Origin of the sequence: Streptantibioticus parmotrematis (genome assembly GCF_019890615.1) — a bacterium.
GTDB classification, from domain to species: domain Bacteria; phylum Actinomycetota; class Actinomycetes; order Streptomycetales; family Streptomycetaceae; genus Streptantibioticus_D; species Streptantibioticus_D parmotrematis.
The window spans coordinates 49,306-67,787 of sequence record NZ_JAINVZ010000018.1; the positions used below are offsets into that span (position 1 = coordinate 49,306).

13 protein-coding genes are annotated in these 18,482 nt (G+C 73.6%); 10 read left to right on the forward strand and 3 right to left on the reverse strand.

The window, feature by feature from the left end:
• Positions 1-44 precede the first annotated feature (44 nt).
• Together K7472_RS23140 and K7472_RS23145 are read right to left on the reverse strand one after the other, a co-directional pair.
• Complete coding sequence (locus tag K7472_RS23140; RefSeq protein ID WP_222980539.1) at positions 45-542, reverse strand: SUKH-3 domain-containing protein; 498 nt, start codon at positions 540-542, stop codon at positions 45-47.
• Positions 543-550: 8 nt separating this feature from the next.
• A complete protein-coding gene (locus K7472_RS23145) occupies positions 551-1,039 on the reverse strand; it encodes a YwqJ-related putative deaminase (protein WP_222980538.1) in 489 nt (162 codons plus the stop codon).
• Between the two features lie 333 nt (positions 1,040-1,372).
• Here K7472_RS23145 and K7472_RS23150 point away from each other — a divergent pair, with 333 nt between their 5' ends.
• The 3 genes from K7472_RS23150 to K7472_RS23160 all read left to right on the forward strand — a co-directional run bounded on the left by K7472_RS23150 (position 1,373) and on the right by K7472_RS23160 (position 5,945).
• Positions 1,373-2,368, forward strand: coding sequence for an SMI1/KNR4 family protein (locus K7472_RS23150; protein ID WP_222980456.1), 996 nt, complete (start codon positions 1,373-1,375; stop codon positions 2,366-2,368).
• Positions 2,369-2,376: 8 nt separating this feature from the next.
• Positions 2,377-4,830: an SUKH-4 family immunity protein gene (locus K7472_RS23155; protein WP_222980457.1), complete on the forward strand. Its 2,454-nt coding sequence runs from the start codon at positions 2,377-2,379 to the stop codon at positions 4,828-4,830.
• Positions 4,831-5,030: 200 nt separating this feature from the next.
• Positions 5,031-5,945 (forward strand): coiled-coil domain-containing protein, encoded by a 915-nt coding sequence (locus tag K7472_RS23160; protein WP_222980458.1) that lies wholly within the window; start codon positions 5,031-5,033, stop codon positions 5,943-5,945.
• Between the two features lie 39 nt (positions 5,946-5,984).
• Here the strand turns inward: K7472_RS23160 and K7472_RS23165 are convergent, their stop codons facing one another.
• Positions 5,985-6,449 (reverse strand): RICIN domain-containing protein, encoded by a 465-nt coding sequence (locus K7472_RS23165; RefSeq protein ID WP_222980459.1) that lies wholly within the window; start codon positions 6,447-6,449, stop codon positions 5,985-5,987.
• A gap of 403 nt (positions 6,450-6,852) precedes the next feature.
• Between K7472_RS23165 and K7472_RS23170 the strand changes: the two genes are divergently transcribed.
• From K7472_RS23170 to K7472_RS23200, 7 genes are all read left to right on the forward strand, one after another.
• On the forward strand, positions 6,853-7,641 hold the full coding sequence (locus tag K7472_RS23170) for an ABC transporter ATP-binding protein (RefSeq protein ID WP_222980460.1): 789 nt from the start codon (positions 6,853-6,855) through the stop codon (positions 7,639-7,641).
• A complete protein-coding gene (locus K7472_RS23175; RefSeq protein WP_222980461.1) occupies positions 7,638-10,220 on the forward strand; it encodes an ABC transporter permease in 2,583 nt (860 codons plus the stop codon). The genes K7472_RS23170 and K7472_RS23175 overlap by 4 nt, the downstream gene beginning before the upstream one ends.
• A 798-nt stretch (positions 10,221-11,018) precedes the next feature.
• Positions 11,019-14,552, forward strand: coding sequence for a transcription-repair coupling factor (gene mfd, locus K7472_RS23180; protein ID WP_222980462.1), 3,534 nt, complete (start codon positions 11,019-11,021; stop codon positions 14,550-14,552).
• Positions 14,553-14,705: 153 nt separating this feature from the next.
• Positions 14,706-15,362, forward strand: a complete 657-nt coding sequence (locus K7472_RS23185; protein WP_222980463.1) for a SurA N-terminal domain-containing protein — start codon at positions 14,706-14,708, stop codon at positions 15,360-15,362.
• Positions 15,363-15,399: 37 nt separating this feature from the next.
• A complete protein-coding gene (locus tag K7472_RS23190) occupies positions 15,400-16,389 on the forward strand; it encodes a nucleoside triphosphate pyrophosphohydrolase (RefSeq protein ID WP_222980464.1) in 990 nt (329 codons plus the stop codon).
• A gap of 45 nt (positions 16,390-16,434) precedes the next feature.
• Positions 16,435-17,130 carry an endonuclease V gene (locus K7472_RS23195; protein ID WP_222980465.1) on the forward strand — a complete coding sequence of 232 codons (696 nt, stop codon included), beginning with the start codon at positions 16,435-16,437 and terminating at the stop codon, positions 17,128-17,130.
• 9 nt (positions 17,131-17,139) lie between these two features.
• Positions 17,140-18,393 carry a cytochrome P450 family protein gene (locus K7472_RS23200; RefSeq protein ID WP_222980466.1) on the forward strand — a complete coding sequence of 418 codons (1,254 nt, stop codon included), beginning with the start codon at positions 17,140-17,142 and terminating at the stop codon, positions 18,391-18,393.
• Positions 18,394-18,482 lie beyond the last annotated feature (89 nt).

Below are 18,482 nucleotides of genomic sequence, written 5' to 3' on the forward strand. Positions count from 1 at the left end.
CGCGCTGAGCCTCCCGGGGTCCGCCGTGCTCGCGCCACCCGCCCTCATCCCGTCGTCAGCCGCACCGGCCGTGTTCCGGTCAGCAGCGTCGTGAGGGCCTGGTCGATCGTGTCGCCCAGGTACCAGTCGCCGGTGTGGTCGAGGGCGTAGACGCGGCCCTCGACGTCCACGGCGACGTGCGCGCCGCCGTCCGGCTCGGCGCCCAGCGGGCACACCTCCGTGTCCAGGGCTCGGCCGAGGTCGCCGAAGGTGCGGGCCAGGTGCAGGCCGCGCAACGGGTCGACCAGCAGGCCGCCGGGCGCGATCTCCACGCCCTTGGCACCGTTCGCGTCGATGGACAGCGCGCCGAACTCCGCCCACGCCTCGACGGCGGCGGGGAAGACGGCGTGCCGGTGGCCGCCGGGGGAGACGTGGGCGCGCAGGTGGTCGGCCCAGATCTCGGCCTGTTTGATGTCCCAGCGCCCGGGCCGCCACCCGGCCGTGCGCAACGCGGTGTCCACCGGGGCGGGGAAGCGGGTGGCGGTCCGGCTCGTGGCCGGCAGGACGGGGCTCACGTACCGCTCCCTTCCGCCGACGGGTCCACGGCCCGTACTCCGAAGTGGGCGAGGAGCGGGCCGCACGAGCGGCACGGCGGGGCGTAGGCGCCGTGCTCGGGGTCGCCGTCCTCGCGGATGCGGCGGGCGGTGAGCTTGCCGTGCTTGAGGGCGCGCCGCGCGTCGCCCTGGCTGAGCGGCTTGCGGGCGGCGCGTCCGGTGCGCGCGGCGTCGGTGGCGGTCAGGAACCGGGACAGCAGCACCTGCTCGGGGCAGCGCCCGGTGGAGCGTGTGCGGTCGGCGACCGGCAGCTTGTGCAGGAACTCGGCGATCAGCGGATGCAGTCGTGGCGCGGCGTCGGCCTTGCTGCCGGTGCAGGTCAGGGTCTCGCCGCGGACCGACAGGGCGGCGGCGACGGCGGGAAGGATGCCGTCGCGGCGGTGCCGCAGGACAGGTGGGACGCCGGGCGGGCGGACCGCCGGGGCGCTGCCGCCGCTCCAGCCGATCCGGGGATCGGCCGACGTGGCGTCACGGTTCGTCGCCGCGGGCCCGTGACCGGACCTCGGGTCCCGGCCGGAACCGGCCGGGTCGCCGGATATCCCGGCATTGTGTGCTTTTTGTGTGGTGCGCAAGGTTGTGCTTCCCTCCCGTGCAACCCCCGTTGCGTAGCCAGACTGCCAAACGTGCTCCGTGGTACGGAAGCTGACGCGTTTTACGGGAGATTCGTGACGGGACGGTGAGGTGTTCACTCGTTCGGCGCAATGACGGGTCCGGGGCACGGCCGCCGTCCCACCCCATAGGCTGTGCCGAAACGCCAGATCCAGCAGGGGGCATCCGCCATGACGACAGGTCGGCCAGGGGCAACGGCCGCCGCCCCGCCGAACGCGGCCTACGCCGGGCAGGTCGTGCACTTTCCGGACCCGGTCCGGGCAGCGCGGTATCCGAACGGCGTGTGGGTGGACGAGGACGGCTACCCCGACTTCTCGCCCTACGCCCGCGCCGCCGCCGAGATCGCCGAGCCGCCCGAGGGCTTCGGCGTGGACGAACTGCGGCTGACCGACTACGTGTCGGCGAACGCGGTGCACTTCCACGCGGGCCACGAGCTGTTCACCGGCCCGTCCCCGGTCGCCACCCCGCACGGCTGGACCTGGCACCACGCCGTCGGCGGCCGCCGCATGGAGCTGGTCCCGGTCGAGGTCAAGGCGTTGCTGCGGCACCACGGCGGTCTGGCGACGGCCGCGGCCGACCACGACAAGCGCGGCACCCGCCCGTTGCAGGAGACCCGTCCCGCGCACTTCGACGCGGGCGCGGCCGGCGAGGAGCCGCTCGGGGTGGACGAGCGGCGCCTTCGCGACCTGGAGGAGGACCTCGGCTACCGGCTGCCGGGCCCCTACCGCGCCTTCCTGAAGGCGTCGGGCGGCCGGGCGCCGGTCGGCGCCGCGCTCGACCCGCAGTTGGGCCTCCTGGTCGACCAGCCGTTCTTCGGCGTGCGCGACGAGGCCGCCAGCGACGACGTGCGCTACGCCAACAAGTGCCTGCGCGACCACCTCACCAAGGACTACCTCGGCGTCGGCTACCTGCAGGGCGGGTTGCTGGCCGTGAAGGTCAAGGGCGAGGCGACCGGCACCGTGTGGTTCTGCGCGTACGACGACGCGCGGGACACCGAGGAGGCCTGGGCGTCGCCCGCCGAGCGGGTGGAGTCGCTGCTGCTGCCGTGCGGCGAGGACTTCGACGACTTCCTCCTGCGGCTGGCGGGCAACCCGCCGGAGCTGGAGACCGTGGCGAACCTGATGGTGGACGGCGGCTTCGCGCACGCCGTCCCGGTGGAGGAGTGAGTGGGCCAGTGGTGACTTCGGAGCAGGCGCGCGAGCGCGCCGAGACCTGGGTCAACGGCGGCGTGCCCGCGTACGAGCGCCGCAGCGTCCAGGTCCGCGAGTTCGGCCTGGGCTACGTGGCATGGGCCGAGGACCGCGAGGACGGGCCGACCTCGGACGGCGGCCGGTCGGTGCTGGTCATCGACCGGGCGGACGGCCGCGCCACGCTGTGGCCCGCGCTGGGCGTCGACGAGGTGATCCGGCGGTACGAGGAGGAGTACGGCGAGCCCGCTGCGGCGGACGAGCCGGAGCCGGAACCGGAGCGCCCCCGGCGGCTGGACCTGGAGGCGACGTCGTTCCTGCTGAGCCCGCCGCAGTGGCTTCAGGACGCGGCGGACAAGATCGGTATCCCGGACCGCAGGCAGCCTCAGGACGACACGGACGACGCGGACGAGCGGCCCGCGCCGCAGGCCCAGGCCCCCACGACTCCGGCTCCGGCTCCGCAGGGCCCCGCCACGGACGGTGCCGGGGCCGGGGTGACCTGGTCCGACGCCGGTGAGGGCGACGGTTCCGGTGCCGGATCCGTTCCGGCGCCCGCGACCGTCTTCGCGCCCCCGCTCGCCGGGGCCGACGAGGCCGACGCGCCGCGCACCAGCCCGGACGCGAAGACCGAACTGCTCCCGCAGAGCGGCGGACTGCCCCCGACCCGGGTCGCGCCCGCGGTCGACGGCGGGGAGCGGGAGCGGGAGGGGGACGCGGGGCACGGCGACGAGGACGGCCCGCTGCCCGACTGGGCGACCCCGCCCAGCCCGCCCGCTCCGGGCACGTCGGCTCAGAGCACGCCCGCTTCGCACCCGCCCGCTCCCAGCACGCCCGCCCCGGGTGCACCGGCTTCCGGCGCGCCCGCCTCCGCCGGTGCCCCACTGCCGCCGCCCTCCGGGCTTCCGGTGGACGCCACCCCGCCGCCGGGCTGGCCCGGGCCGCGTCCCGGTGACGACGCCAGGACCGCCGAGGCGTCCGGCGGACCGGCCGGTCCCGTGGGCTACGTGCCGACCCAGCTCGTACGGTCGCTGGACGGCCCCGGCACGCCCGAGCCCCCCGCACCGGCCCAGGCCACCCCGCCCCCCGCGCCGCCCGCGCCGGGCCAGGGCACCCCGCCGCCCCCGCCGGCCCCGCCCGCGGGCAACGACCCGCACGCCGCCGCCACGATGCTGGCGTCCCCGTCCGGTCCGCCGCCCTCCGGCCCCGGCATGCCTCCACCGCCCCCCGCGCCGCCCGCCGCCCCCGGGCGCGCTCCCGTGCCGCCGCCCCCGCCCGCCGCGGGCGCCCCCGGCACGCCTCCGCCCCCGCCCCCGCCGGGCCGGGGCGACCCGCACGCCGCCGCCACGATGCTGGCCTCGCCGTCCGGTCCGCCGCCGTCCGGTCCGGGCGCGCCCCCGCCGCCCCCGGCCCCGCCGGGCGGCGGTGGCTACGGCTATCCGCAGCCGCCGCAGGGCGTCCCGGTGGTCGGCCCCGGCTACATGGCCGTCCTGCGCTACCGCGCGAACGACGGCTCCGAGCAGCAGATCATCCGCCGCTCGGCGCCGGGCACCCCGCACCCGGAGTGGCAGATCCTGCGCGAGCTGGGCTCCCTGGGCGTGCCCGCCCAGCAGGTCCTGGAACTCCACACCGAGCTGGAGTCCTGCGACCTGCCAGGCGGTTACTGCGCGCGGATGGTCCGCGAGACCTGGCCGCAGGTGCGGGTCAGCCACACCGCGCCGTACGGCCGTGACCACGCCTCGCGCCAGCAGGGTGTGCAGCACCTGCTGACCCATCAGGGCGAGCTGGCGCAGGTCGCCGACGGCCCGGCCCGCCCGCGCCCGCAGCGCGTACCGCTGCCGCACCCGCAGCAGGTACAGCCCGCCGCTCCGATCCCGCTGGACGCCATCGGCCACGAACTCGCCCAGTCCTTCGGCCCGCAGAACGTGTTCCGCTTCGACCAGCGCGCCGTGGCCCGTCAGGGCGTGCCCGACATCGTGGCGCAGACGCTGGTGTGGTCGGGGCTGCCGGCCGACTTCGGGCCGTTCTTCTGGGCGCAGGCGCAGCCCGGCCGCCCGGTGCCGACGCTCGCCGAGGTCGCGGCGGAACGCGGCGTGCAGGCCGCGCCGGACGCCGCGTCGTACCTGGTCATGGGCAACGACTTCGGGCGTCAGCTGTGCGTGCAGTACGGCACGGCCTCCATCATGGCGGTGCCGCTGGAGGCCGTGCCGGGTGCGCAGGCGAGCCCGGCGCAGTTCGTCAACACCTCGCTGCCGCAGTTCGCCCGCTGCCTGGCGCTGCTGGGCCGGATGTGGCGGCTGCGGCTGGGCCTGACGCCGGACCAGGCGGGCCGCTGGACGGTGGACTTCCAGACCCAGCTGGCCACCCTCGACCCGGAGGCGCTGGCCTCACCGGACCACTGGTGGGCGGTGCTGCTGGAGCAGATGTGGGACGGCCTGTTGTAGGACGCCGCACGCGAGCCGCGTGACGCCGCCACGAGGACGCCGGGTGCGTCCGGTCGCATGCCGACCGGGCGCACCCGGCGTCACGTATGTCCGCCGAATACCGGGTAGGCACCCGAGGCGGAGTGTGGCGTCGTGAACCCGTGCCCCAAATCAGCTAAAAAGGGGCAGCGGTCGCATCCGAGACGGCGAAGGGGCAGAGCATGGCGCAGTCGGTGACCCCCGAGGAGTTCAGCGCGGCACGCGGTCGTGGCTACGATCCCGACCAGGTCGAGGCGTTCCTCGCCACCCTGTCCGCGGAACGCGACGCCGCCTGGGAACGCGCCGCCCGCCTCACCGTGCTCGCCAACGACATGGACGCCGAGGCCGCCGCTCTGCGCACGGCCGTCGACGCGCTCGGCACCGCCGACTACGCGGCGCTCGGCGAGGGCGCGCAGCGGCTGCTGACGACGGTCGAGGAGGAGGCCGCCGACGTGCGCGCCCGCGCCGAGGCCGCGGCCCGGGCCGACTACGAGGCCGCCGACCGGGCCGCCAGAGCGCTGCGCGACCAGGCCAGGGCCGAGATGGACGAACACCTCGCCGCGCTCGACGAGGCCGCCCGGCGCGACCGCGAGGCCGCCGAACAGCAGGCCGCCGAGATCCGCGGCGCCGCCCAGGCCGAGGCCGACCAGGTCCGCGGCGAGGCCGAACGCGCCCTGGACGGTGTGCGCCAGGACGTCGCCCGCACCCTCGCCGAGCAGGAGAACGAGCAGCGTGAACGGCTCGAATCCCTCGAACACGAGCTGGGGGAACGCGAGGCGGGCGTCGACAGCCGTCTCGCCGACCTGACCGCCCACGCCGAACGCCTGCTCGCCGACGCCCATCGCGAGCACGACGCGGCCCATGAGGACGCCCGCCGGATGCAGGGCGAGGCGGAGTCCACCGCGTCCGGACTGCTGTTGAAGGCCCGGGCGACGCAGGAGCGTCTCGACCGTGACACCGAACGCGAGCTGCGCGCCCACGAGACCCGCCGCGACGAGATCCGCGCCCACCTGGCCAACGTCCGTACCAGCCTGGCCGCGTTGACCGGCCGCCCCAGCGTGCCGGACCCGGCGGAACCGCCGGCCGAAGAGGCCTGAGGCGGTCCGCCGGGCCCGCTCACCGGGCCGCCGCCCGGGTCAGACGCGGCGCAGGAACCATTCCTGGTCGCGGTCGCCGCACGGCAGCAGCAGCGCGCCGTCGCGCGGGCCGGTCAGACAGCTGTCGGTCCGGTCGAGCCGCAGCCGGAGCACGCCGTCGTCCCGCCGCTCCAGCTGCCAGGCGCTCTGGCGGAAGTCGCACGGCTCGGTGGCGACGCGCGGCGGGTAGATCCGCAGGAGCGACTGGTCCAGACACGCGCCGGTCTCGGCGTGCCTGACCTCGTAGCCGTCGGGGGTGTCGCGCAGGAACCACCGGGCGCCGCGCTCGTCGCACGCGCCGGTCCTGACGAGCTGGTGGGCGCCTCCTTCCCCGGTCAGGCACTGGCCGGTGCTTGCGTTGACGAGCTGGTAGGCGCCGGGCTCGACGGCGGAGGCGGGCGAGGACATCGACAGGACTGCGGACGCGGCGAGCGCGAGGGCGGGCAGAACGGCACGCAGACGCATGGAAGTGATCCCCTTCCGGATCAACGGCTCAAGGACACGCTCAGCATGGCCTGACACAGCCTGGTAAATGGCACTAAAGGCGCTCAAACCATCAGTACGCGTGATCGTGCGGCACAGGGCGCGCGGGGAGTGAACCCTGAGCCGGTACGAGCCGGGGTCCGCCAACCCCTAAGGGGCCGCTGGGGTTTCCTCATACCCCCGGTTCGTTCCGCAGCAGGAGGAGTGGGCCACCCGCCGCTGCCTAGCCTGATGGCACGTGATGAAGCCGGCCGACGACGGCGGACGCGCCGAAGGTGGGGACAACCCCCGCCCCGATACGCCACTCCACCCCATCGCCCCGGCAACCCCCCGTCCAGCACGCTGAACACCCGATCCACTCCCACCACATACCAGGAGAATCCACGTGACCACGGCTGTAACAGTTCCCCGGGCGGGCGGCAGTGGAGGGCGTACGGCCGTCGCCGCGAGGGCACGCCAGGTGACCAAGTCCTACGGCACCGGGGAGACCCGGGTCGTGGCGCTGGACGCCGTCGACGTCGACATCGCGCGCGGGCAGTTCACCGCGATCATGGGCCCGTCGGGCTCCGGCAAGTCCACCCTGATGCACTGCCTGGCCGGGCTCGACTCGCTCACCTCGGGCCGCATCTGGATAGGCGAGACCGAGATCACCAAGCTCAAGGACAAGCAGCTGACCCGGCTGCGCAGGGACCAGATCGGCTTCATCTTCCAGGCGTTCAACCTGCTGCCCACGCTCAACGCGATGGAGAACATCACGTTGCCCATGGACATCGCGGGCCGCAAGGCCGACAAGGAGTGGCTGGCCCGGGTCGTCGAGACCGTCGGCCTCGCCGGTCGCCTCAAGCACCGGCCCACCCAGCTGTCCGGCGGCCAGCAGCAGCGGGTCGCCGTGGCCCGCGCGCTCGCCGCCCGGCCGGAGATCATCTTCGGCGACGAGCCCACCGGCAACCTCGACAGCCGCGCGGGCGCCGAGATCCTGGGCTTCCTGCGGGCGTCGGTGGACGAACTCGGGCAGACCATCGTCATGGTCACCCACGACCCGGTCGCCGCCTCCTACGCGGACCGCGTCCTGTACCTGGCGGACGGCCGCATCGTCGACGACATGGCCTCCCCGACCGCCGAGCAGGTCCTGGAGCGCATGAAGACCTTCGACGCGCGCGGGAGGACGTCGTGACCGTCCTGAAGACCTCACTGCGCAACTTCTTCGCGCACAAGGGCCGGATGGCGCTGTCCGCCGTGGCGGTCCTGCTCTCCGTCGGCTTCGTCTGCGGCACGCTGGTGTTCACCGACACCGTCGACACCACCTTCGACAAGCTCTTCGCCGTCACCGCCGCCGACGTCACCGTGCAGCCGCACGGCGCCGACAAGGACGGCAGCTCCCCGCAGGACGGCGCCGCGCCGCTGACCGTGCCGGCCTCCGCGGTGCGCACCCTGGCCGCCCAGCCGGGCTTCAAGTCGGCCTTCGGGGAGGCCTCTTCGACCTCCGTCACCCTGGTCGACCCCAGGACCGACAAGAACATCGGCCCGACCTCCGGCGCCCCGACCATCGCGGGCAACTGGACCGTCGAGCCCACCGCCGCCGTGAAGATCACCTCGGGGCACGCCCCCGACGCCGCGGACCAGGCCGTCCTGGACTCCGACACCGCCGCCAACGCCCACCTGCGCATCGGCGACCAGGTGAAGGTGATGACCGGCTTCGGCACCTTCACCCACACCATCACCGGCATCGCCACCTTCCAGACCACCAACCCGGGCGCCGCCCTGGTCTTCCTCGACACCGCCACCGCCCAGCACGAACTGCTCGGCACGGCGGGCGCGTTCACCTCGATCAACGCCTACGGGGACGGCACCCGCACCGACGACCGGCTCAAGGCGGAGGCGCTGACCGCGCTCGGCCACGGCTACCAGGCGCAGACCAAGGCCCAGACGGCCGCCGCCAACAAGTCCGACGTGGCGAGCTTCCTCGACGTCATGAAGGACGCCATGCTCGGCTTCGCCGGGATCGCCCTGCTCGTCGGCGTCTTCCTCATCGTCAACACCTTCTCCATGCTGGTCGCCCAGCGCACCCGCGAGATCGGCCTGATGCGGGCGCTCGGCGCGAGCCGCAGACAGGTCAACCGCTCGGTGATGATCGAGGCGCTGCTGCTGGGCGTCATCGGCTCCGCACTGGGCATCGCGGGCGGAGTCGGCATCGCCGTCGGCCTGATGCAGCTGATGAACGGCATGGGCATGCACCTGAACACCGGCGACCTGACGGTGAAGTGGACCACCCCGGTCACCGGTGCGGCGGTCGGCGTGCTGGTCACCCTCTTCGCCGCCTACCTGCCCGCCCGACGGGCCGCCAAGGTCTCCCCGATGGCCGCGCTGCGCGAGTCCTCCGGCGGATCCGCCACGACCCGCTCCACCGTGCTGCGCTCGGTGGTCGGCCTGATCGTCACCGCCGCGGGCGCCGCGGGCCTGGTGGCGGCCGCCGTGGCCAAGCAGGCCGGACAGGGCAGCGCGCTGCTGGGCCTGGGCGTGGTCGTCACGCTGATCGGCTTCATCATCATCGGCCCGCTGCTGGCGGCGGGCGTGGTCCGGGTGCTGGGCACCGTCACGCTGAGCCCGTTCGGCCCGGTCGGCCGCATGGCCCAGCGCAACGCCCTGCGCAACCCGCGCCGCACCGGCGCCACCGCCGCCGCCCTGATGATCGGCCTCGCGCTGGTGTCCTGCCTGTCCGTCGTCGGCTCCTCGATGGTGGCCTCCGCCAGCGACCAGATCGACAAGTCGGTCGGCGCGGACTTCATCATCCAGCCGCACACCGGCGCGTTCACCCCCGACATCGTCAAGGCCGTCAAGTCCACCCCCGGCCTCGGGCACGTCACCGAGTACAAGGAACTGCCCACCACGTTGACGCTGCCGGACGGCGTCCGCACCAAGCAGGACCTCACCGCCACCGATCCGACGTACGCCACCGACCTGCGGGTGCCCACCGTCTCCGGCGAGGTCGAGAACGCGTACGCGCACGGCGGCATCACCGTCGGGCAGACCTTCGCCGACGCCCACCACCTGGCCACCGGCGACACCATCACGGTCGCCTTCCCCGGCGGGCGTTCCGCGGCGCTGCGGCTGTACGCGATCACCTCGGCGAAGACCGCCTTCGACCAAGGGGCGATGTACCTGGGCCTGGACACCGCGCGCAAGTACGTGCCCGCGCGGCTGATGCCGCAGGACGTCATGCTGTTCGCCACCTCGGCGAACAGCGGCGACACGGCGACGGCGTACGGCGCGCTGAAGGCGGCCGTGCACGACTACCCGCAGGTCCAGGTGAGCGACCAGGCCGACTACAAGAAGCAGTTGCACGACCAGATGTCCCAACTGCTCAACCTGGTCTACGGGCTGCTGGCGCTCGCCATCGTGGTGGCGGTCCTCGGTGTGGTGAACACCCTGGCCCTGTCGGTGGTGGAACGGACCCGGGAGATCGGCCTGATGCGGGCGATCGGCCTGTCGCGGCGGCAGCTGCGGCGCATGATCCGGCTCGAATCGGTGGTCATCGCCCTGTTCGGCGCGGTGATCGGCCTGGGCCTGGGCATGGCCTGGGGCATCGCGGCGGAGAAGCTGCTCGCTCTCAAGGGCCTCGGCGACCTGTCGATCCCGTGGGCCACGGTCGGCTCGGTCTTCGTCGGGGCGGCGGTCGTGGGCCTGCTCGCGGCACTGGCCCCTGCCCTGCGGGCCTCCCGGATGAACGTCCTGGGAGCGATCGCCACGGACTGACGGGGTCCCTCCCGGGATACGAGACGGGTCCGCCTCCGCACGCCACAGGGGAGCGTGCGGGGGCGGGCCTTCTTTGTGTCGGGGCCTTGTCCGCGGAGTGTTACGTCTGCGCTGCTTCGCAGCTTGAGGGGCAGGAGGGGAGGGCTCCAGCGCTGCGCGCCCCCGCTCGATGGCCGTTCGCTTCGCGCCCGGCTCAGGCCTGACCGGGGTCGCGGGGTTCCTGGTCTGCGGATTGGTTGTCACCCCGTTGTCGGTGACAAGGGTTTTCGTCAACCAGGCATGCCGGAAAAGCTTGTCACCGGCAACGGGGTGACAAGCTTTTCCCGGACTACGCTGCCGGTCGCGCAGCGGACGGCCCTCAGCGCAGCGCGCAGCGCGTTAGCCCCCCGCCCTTCCGCCCCCTCAAGCCGCGCAGCGGCGCAGACGTGACACTCCGCCCAGCAGGCCGCCACGCAGCGGCGCAGACGTAACACTCCGTACCCGCCTTGTCCCCGGTGCTCTTCCGTCCCCGGCCGGACCGAGCCGGGCGCGAAGCACACGGCCATCGAGCGGAGCGCGCAGCGCAGGAGCCCCTCCCCTCCTGCCCCTCAAGCCGCGAAGCGGCGCAGACGTAACCCTCCGCCCCAACGGGTCGCCGCGCAGCGGCGCAGACGTAACACTCCGCGGACAAGGCCCCCACCCCCCCAGACACACGCAGCCGGCACTGTCCGTGCCGGGTCGTACCCTGGAACCTCCCCACCCGGTCCGCCCCCGCGTCCCGGGTCGTTCGCGTTGCCCACCCCGGGACGGAATGCACTGATGAGCCTGTTCGGACTGCTGGACGCCGTTGTCGAGGACCCGGCCCTCGCCGAGGCCGTCAAGGCCGCCGGTGACGGCAACCGGCCCCGGCTGGACCTGGTGGGACCGGTCGGCGCGCAGCCGTTCGCGCTGGCCGCGCTCGCCGCCAAGGCCGGGCGCCCGGTGCTGGCCGTGACCGCCACCGGGCGGGAGGCCGAGGACCTCGCCGAGGCGCTGCGCTCCCTGCTTCCGCAGGACTCCGTGGTGGACTACCCCGCGTGGGAGACGCTCCCGCACGAGCGGCTCTCCCCGCGCTCCGACACCGTGGGCCGCCGTCTCGCCGTGCTGCGCAGGCTCGCCCACCCCAGCCCGGACGACCCCGCCAGCGGCCCGTTGAAGGTCGTCGTCGCGCCGGTGCGTTCCGTGCTGCAACCGCAGGTCAAGGGGCTGGGCGACCTCAAGCCCGTGGCGCTGCGCACCGGTGGGCAGGCCGATCTCGGCGAGGTCGTCGACGCGCTCGCCGCCGCCGCGTACGCCCGGGTCGAGCTGGTCGAGAAGCGCGGCGAGTTCGCGGTGCGCGGCGGCATCCTGGACGTCTTCCCGCCCACCGAGGAGCACCCCTTGCGGGTGGAGTTCTGGGGCGACGACGTCGAGGAGATCCGCTACTTCAAGGTCGCCGACCAGCGCAGCCTGGAGGTCGCCGAGCACGGCCTGTGGGCCCCGCCGTGCCGCGAGCTGCTGCTCACCGACGAGGTGCGCGAGCGCGCCGCGGCCCTCGCCGAGCTCCACCCGGAGCTGGGCGAGCTGCTGGGGAAGATCGCCGAGGGGATCGCGGTGGAGGGCATGGAGTCCCTCGCCCCGGTCCTCGTGGACGCCATGGAACTGCTGCTCGACGTCATGCCGGCCGGCAGCCTGGTGGTCTCCTGCGACCCCGAGCGGGTGCGCACCCGCGCCGCGGACCTGGTCGCCACCAGCAGGGAGTTCCTGGAGGCGTCCTGGGCGGCCACCGCCGGAGGCGGGGAGGCGCCGATCGACCTGGGGGCGGCCAGCCTGTGGTCGCTGGCCGACGTGCGCGACCACGCCCGCGACATCGGAACGCCGTGGTGGTCGGTGAGCCAGTTCGCCGCCGACGAGGAGACCACCGACGACACCCTCACCCTGGGCATGAACGCCCCCGAGACCTACCGCGGCGACAGCGCCCGCGCGCTCGCCGACACCAAGGGCTGGCTCAGCGACGGCTGGCGCGTGGTCTACGTGACCGAGGGCCACGGCCCGGCCTCCCGCACCGTCGAGGTACTGGGCAACGAGGGCATCGCCGCCCGCCTCGACGCCGACCTGGCGGGCGTGCCCGAGCCGTCCGTGGTGCACGTCTCCTGCGGCTGCGTCGAGAACGGCTTCGTCGCCCCCGCGCTGCGCCTCGCGGTCCTCACCGAGACCGACCTGTCCGGCCAGAAGTCCGCCAGCAAGGACATGGGCCGGATGCCGTCCCGGCGCCGCAAGACCATCGACCCGCTCACCCTCCAGCCCGGCGACTACATCGTGCACGAGCAGCACGGCGTGGGCCGGTACGTGGAGATGGTGCAGCGCACCGTGCAGGGCGCCACCCGTGAGTACCTGCTGGTGGAGTACGCCCCCGCCAAGCGCGGCCAGCCCGGTGACCGGCTGTTCGTGCCCACCGACCAGCTGGAGCAGATCACCAAGTACGTCGGCGGCGAGGCGCCCACCCTGCACCGGCTCGGCGGCGCCGACTGGACGAAGACCAAGGCGCGGGCCAAGAAGGCCGTCAAGGAGATCGCCGCCGACCTGATCAAGCTGTACTCGGCGCGCATGGCCGCCCCCGGCCACACCTTCGGGCCCGACACCCCCTGGCAGCGGGAGCTGGAGGACGCGTTCCCGTACGCCGAGACCCCCGACCAGCTCAGCACGATCGCCGAGGTCAAGGAGGACATGGAGAAGTCGGTCCCGATGGACCGGCTGATCTGCGGCGACGTCGGCTACGGCAAGACCGAGATCGCGGTGCGGGCGGCCTTCAAGGCGGTGCAGGACGGCAAGCAGGTCGCCGTGCTGGTGCCGACCACGCTGCTGGTGCAGCAGCACTTCTCCACCTTCTCCGAGCGGTACGCCCAGTTCCCGGTCGTCGTCAAGGCGTTGTCGCGGTTCCAGACCGACACCGAGGCCAAGGCGGTGCTGGAAGGATTGCGCGACGGCTCGGTCGACCTGGTCATCGGCACCCACCGGCTCTTCTCGTCCGAGACGAAGTTCAAGGACCTCGGCCTGGTCATCGTGGACGAGGAGCAGCGCTTCGGCGTCGAGCACAAGGAGCAGCTGAAGAAGCTGCGGGCCAACGTGGACGTGCTGACGATGTCCGCCACCCCGATCCCGCGCACCCTGGAGATGGCGGTCACCGGCATCCGCGAGATGTCGACGATCACCACCCCGCCGGAAGAGCGGCACCCGGTGCTGACCTTCGTCGGCCCGTACGAGAACAAGCAGATCGCCGCCGCGATCCGCCGTGAACTGCTGCGCGAGGGCCAGGTCTTCTACATCCACAACCGGGTGGAGTCGATCGACCGGGCGGCCGCGCGGCTGCGTGAGCTGGTGCCGGAGGCGCGGATCGCCACCGCGCACGGGCAGATGGGCGAGTCGCAGCTGGAACAGGTCGTCGTGGACTTCTGGGAGAAGAAGTTCGACGTGCTGGTCTCCACCACCATCGTGGAGTCCGGCATCGACATCTCCAACGCCAACACCCTCATCGTGGAGCGCGGCGACAACTTCGGCCTGTCCCAGCTGCACCAGCTGCGCGGCCGGGTCGGCCGGGGCCGCGAACGCGGCTACGCCTACTTCCTGTACCCGCCGGAGAAGCCGCTGACCGAGACCGCGCACGAGCGGCTCGCCACCATCGCCCAGCACACCGAGATGGGCGCGGGCATGTACGTGGCGATGAAGGACCTGGAGATCCGCGGCGCGGGCAACCTGCTCGGCGGCGAGCAGTCCGGCCACATCGCGGGCGTCGGCTTCGACCTGTACGTACGGATGGTGGGCGAGGCGGTCGCCGACTACCGGGCGGCGCTGGAGTCCGGCGAGGCGCAGGAGGAGGCGCCGCTGGAGGTGAAGATCGAGCTGCCGGTCGACGCCCACGTGCCGCACGACTACGCGCCCGGCGAGCGCCTGCGGCTTCAGGCGTACCGTGCGATCGCCTCGGCCGACTCCGAGGAGGACATCACCGCGGTGCGCGAGGAGCTGACCGACCGCTACGGCAAGCTGCCGGAGCCGGTGGAGAACCTGCTGCTGGTGGCCGGCCTGCGGCTACTGGCCCGCAAGGCCGCGGTCGCCGACATCACCCTCCAGGGCTCCAACGTCCGCTTCGGGCCGGTGGAGTTGCGCGAGTCGCAGGAACTGCGCCTCAAGCGGCTGCACCCGCGCAGCGTCCTCAAGCCCGCCACCCGGCAGGTGCTCGTGCCCCGGCCCACCACCGGCACGATCGGCGGGAAACCGGTGGTGGGGCGTGAACTGCTGGCGTGGACCGCGGAGTTCCTGACCTCGGTCGTCCTGTGAGCGGGCGCCCGCGCGCGGCGGCACGCGGGCGGGCGACACCTCGGGGCGGGGGATCTCGTTGCGCGCGGTAGTGGATATCACTCGCCGCCAGTCCCTATTCTCGATCAGCGCCAGGTCGTGCACCGCCGCTCGATCAACCCGCCGGGAGGCACCATGGTCCGCCGCCGTAACGCCACGCTCTCCTTGACCGCCGCCGCGCTGCTCGCCGCCACACCACTGATCACCTCCTGCGGCGCGCAGCACCCCGGCGCCGCGGCCGTGGTCGGCGGCCGCACGATCTCCGTCGCCGCGCTCCAGACGCAGGTCAAGCAGGTGCGGGCGGCGCAGAACGCCACCGACCAGGCCGACCAGATGATCGACGCCACCAGCGACCTGAGCCGCTCCCAGCTCAACAGCATGGTCTTCGACCAGGTGCTGGACCGGGCGGCGCACGACGCCGGGGTGAGCGTCACCACGACCGACGTGCAGCGGCTGGAGGCGTCCGCCGCGCAGCAGGTCGGCGGCGCCCAGGCGCTGCGTTCGGCCCTGCTCCAGCAGTACGCGGTCGCGCCCGGCCAGATCGACGAGTTCTACCGGGTGCAGGCCGAGGCGCAGGGGCTGGCCCGCCACCTGGGCGTCGACCTGACCACGCAGTCCGGGCAGGCCGCGGTGACGAAGGTGCTGTCCTCCGCCTCGCAGGAACTGCGCGTCGACGTCAACCCGCGCTACGGCAAGTGGAACACCCAGACCCTGACGCTGGGCTCGGCGAGCCAGCCGTGGCTGCGGCAGTCCGCCGCCACGAGCGCGCCGCCCCAGCAGATCACGGGCTGATCAGGGGCCTTGCGGCGCGGCGGGGTACGTTCGAGGGGTGAGCACTCGTACCGATGACGCCGCCGCGCCGGACGCCGTACCCGGGCGCCTGATCCTCCTGACCACCAGCCACCGGGTCGCCCCCGGACTGCTGTCCTGGCCGGCCTGGCAGGTGCTGCGCTCGGCCGACCTGGTCGTCTGCCCGGACCCCGCGCACCCTCAGCTGCCGTACCTGAGGGAGGCGGGCGTGAGCGTCGAGCACGCGGCGCCCTCGGGCCGCGACCTGGTCGGCCTGACCGGCGGCGGCCGTACCGTCGTCGTCATCCCGCCCGGCGACGGCGACCCGGCGCTCACCGACGAACTCGCCCGGCTCGCCGGTTCCGGCCGGGTGCGGATGCCCGAACTGGAGCTGCTGCCCGCCTCCTACGACCTGCCGGGCGGGCGGCTGCTCGACCTCGTGCAGGTGATGGACCGCATCCGCCGCGAGTGCCCGTGGACCAGCACCCGGGACGCCGAGGGGCTGGTGAAGTACCTCATCGAGGAGGCGTACGAACTCGTCGAGGCGATCGAGGAGGGCGACCGGGAGGCGTACCGGGAGGAGCTGGGGGACGTCCTGCTCCAGGTCGTGCTGCACGCGCGGATCGCGCAGGACGACGCGGACGAGCCGTTCTCGATCGACGACGTGGCCGGCGGCCTGGTCGACAAGCTCATCCACCGCCACCCGCACGTCTTCGGCACGGAGACCGCCGCCACGCCGGAAGAGGTCCACGAGCACTGGCAGCGGACGAAGGCGCAGGAGAAGCGGCGCGAGTCGGTGACGGAGGGCGTCCCGCTGAACCAGCCCGCGCTGGCGCTCGCCGCGAAGCTCGCCTCCCGCGCCCGGGGCGCGGGCCTGCCCCTGCCGCGGGAGGACGGCGACGCCGTCGGCGACCGCCTGCTGGCGCTGGCGGCCCGGGCGCAGGGCGAGGGCGTCGACCCGGAGGCGGCGTTGCGGGCGGCGGCCCGCGCGTACCGGGGCGTGCTGCGGGAGGCGGAGGAGCGGGCGTAGGCCCGTCCGGTCACCGGCGTCCGGTCGCTCGATAGGCTCGCCCGCATGCAGATCACGATCCCGCACGCCTGGCCGGCGGACGCCGAGCAGGCGGTCGCGATCCAGGACCTGCTGGCCGAACGCGTCGACCGCACCGGACCCGGACCGCGCGCGCCGCGGCTGGTCGCCGGGCTGGACGTGGCCTACGCGGGCGACGGCACGGGTACCGACGGCCTGGTCGCCGGCGCGGTCGTCGTGCTGGAGGCCGCCACCGCGCGGGTGGTGGACCGCGCGACCGCCGTCGAGCCGGTGACGTTCCCCTATGTCCGCGGGCTCTTCGCCTTCCGTGAACTGCCCGCGCTCGTCGCGGCGTTGGAGCGGCTGACCGTCACACCGGACCTCCTGCTGTGCGACGGGCACGGGCTCGCGCACCCGCGGCGGTTCGGGCTCGCCTGCCACCTCGGGGTGCTCACCGGGCTGCCGACCGCGGGCGTGGCCAAGACGCCGTTCGTCGGCACCCACGGCGACCTCGGGCCCGAGCGCGGCGACGGCGCCGACCTGATCGACGGCGGCGAGGTCGTCGGCCGCGCGCTGCGCACCCAGGACGGCGTCAAGCCGGTCTACGTCTCGACCGGCCACGCCATCGACCTCGACACCGCGTGCCGTCACGTCCTCGCGCTCGCCCCCGACTTCCGGCTGCCGCAGACCACCCGTCTCGCCGACCGCCTGAGCCGGGACGCGCTGAAAGGCGCGGCGGGCTAACGTCGAGGCGTGACCGACGCCACCGCCCCGACCCTGTTCACCTGGGAGTTCGCCTCCGACCCCTACCCGGCGTACGCCTGGCTGCGCGAGCATGCGCCGGTGCGCAGGACCACGTTGCCCAGCGGCGTGGACGCCTGGCTGGTCACCCGGTACGCGGACGCCCGGCAGGCGCTGGCCGACGCGCGGCTGAGCAAGAACCCGGTGCACCACAGCGAGCAGGCCGCGCACGCCAAGGGGAAGGTCGGCATCCCCGGCGAACGCGGCGCGGAGCTGATGACGCACCTGCTCAACATCGACCCGCCGGACCACACCCGGCTGCGCCGCCTGGTCTCCAAGGCGTTCACTCCGCGCAGGACCGCCGCGTTCGAACCGCGCGTCCAGGAGCTGACGCGCGGCCTGATCGACGCCTTCGCCGCGCGCGGCAGCGCCGACCTCATCCACGAGTTCGCCTTCCCGCTGCCCATCTACGCCATCTGCGACCTGCTGGGCGTGCCCGCCGAGGACCAGGACGACTTCCGCGACTGGGCAGGGGCCATGATCCGGCACGGCGGCGGCCCGCGCGGTGGCGTCGCGCGGGCCGTCAAACGGATGCGGTCGTACCTCCTCGAACTCATCCACCGCAAGCGCGCCGACCTCGGTGACGACCTCATCTCCGGCCTGATCCGCGCGAGCGACCACGGGGAGCACCTGACCGAGAACGAGGCCGCCGCGATGGCGTTCATCCTCCTGTTCGCCGGTTTCGAGACCACCGTCAACCTCATCGGCAACGGGACGTACGCGCTGTTGCGCCATCCCGTTCAACGCGCCCTGCTCCAGGACGCGTTGGCGGCCGGGGACAGCGCGCTGCTGGACACCGCGATCGAGGAACTGCTGCGCTGGGACGGGCCGGTGGAGATCGCCACCTGGCGGTTCGCCACCGAGCCGCTGACCCTCGGCGGGCAGCGGATCGGCGAGGGCGAACCGGTGCTCGTGGTGCTCGCGGCGGCCGACCGCGACCCGGGGCGCTTCGCCGGTCCCGACACCCTCGACCTCGCCCGGCGCGACAATCCGCACCTGGGCTTCGGTCACGGCATCCACTACTGCCTGGGCGCGCCGCTGGCCCGGCTGGAGGGACGCACCGCGCTCGCCCAGCTGCTCACCCGCCTCCCCGACCTGCAACTCGCCCAGAATCCGGAGGATTTGCGGTGGCGTGGCGGGCTCATCATGCGGGGGCTGCGCACGTTGCCGGTGACGTTCAGTGCTGACACGCCGTCAAGTGCGTGATCTCCACGTGATCTCCGCTACACCCGGCTGTGATCCTCCACCGAACACGCGCTACGCTCTGCGCTCATCCCAGCCGTCGGAGAAAGGCA

Coding starts and splice junctions, on each gene's coding strand:
- K7472_RS23195 (WP_222980465.1), top strand. CDS start 16,435: ATGCAGATCACGATCCCGCACGCCTGGCCGGCGGACGCCGAGCAGGCG.
- mfd (WP_222980462.1), top strand. CDS start 11,019: ATGAGCCTGTTCGGACTGCTGGACGCCGTTGTCGAGGACCCGGCCCTC.
- K7472_RS23165 (WP_222980459.1), bottom strand. CDS start 6,449: ATGCGTCTGCGTGCCGTTCTGCCCGCCCTCGCGCTCGCCGCGTCCGCA.
- K7472_RS23150 (WP_222980456.1), top strand. CDS start 1,373: ATGACGACAGGTCGGCCAGGGGCAACGGCCGCCGCCCCGCCGAACGCG.
- K7472_RS23185 (WP_222980463.1), top strand. CDS start 14,706: ATGGTCCGCCGCCGTAACGCCACGCTCTCCTTGACCGCCGCCGCGCTG.
- K7472_RS23160 (WP_222980458.1), top strand. CDS start 5,031: ATGGCGCAGTCGGTGACCCCCGAGGAGTTCAGCGCGGCACGCGGTCGT.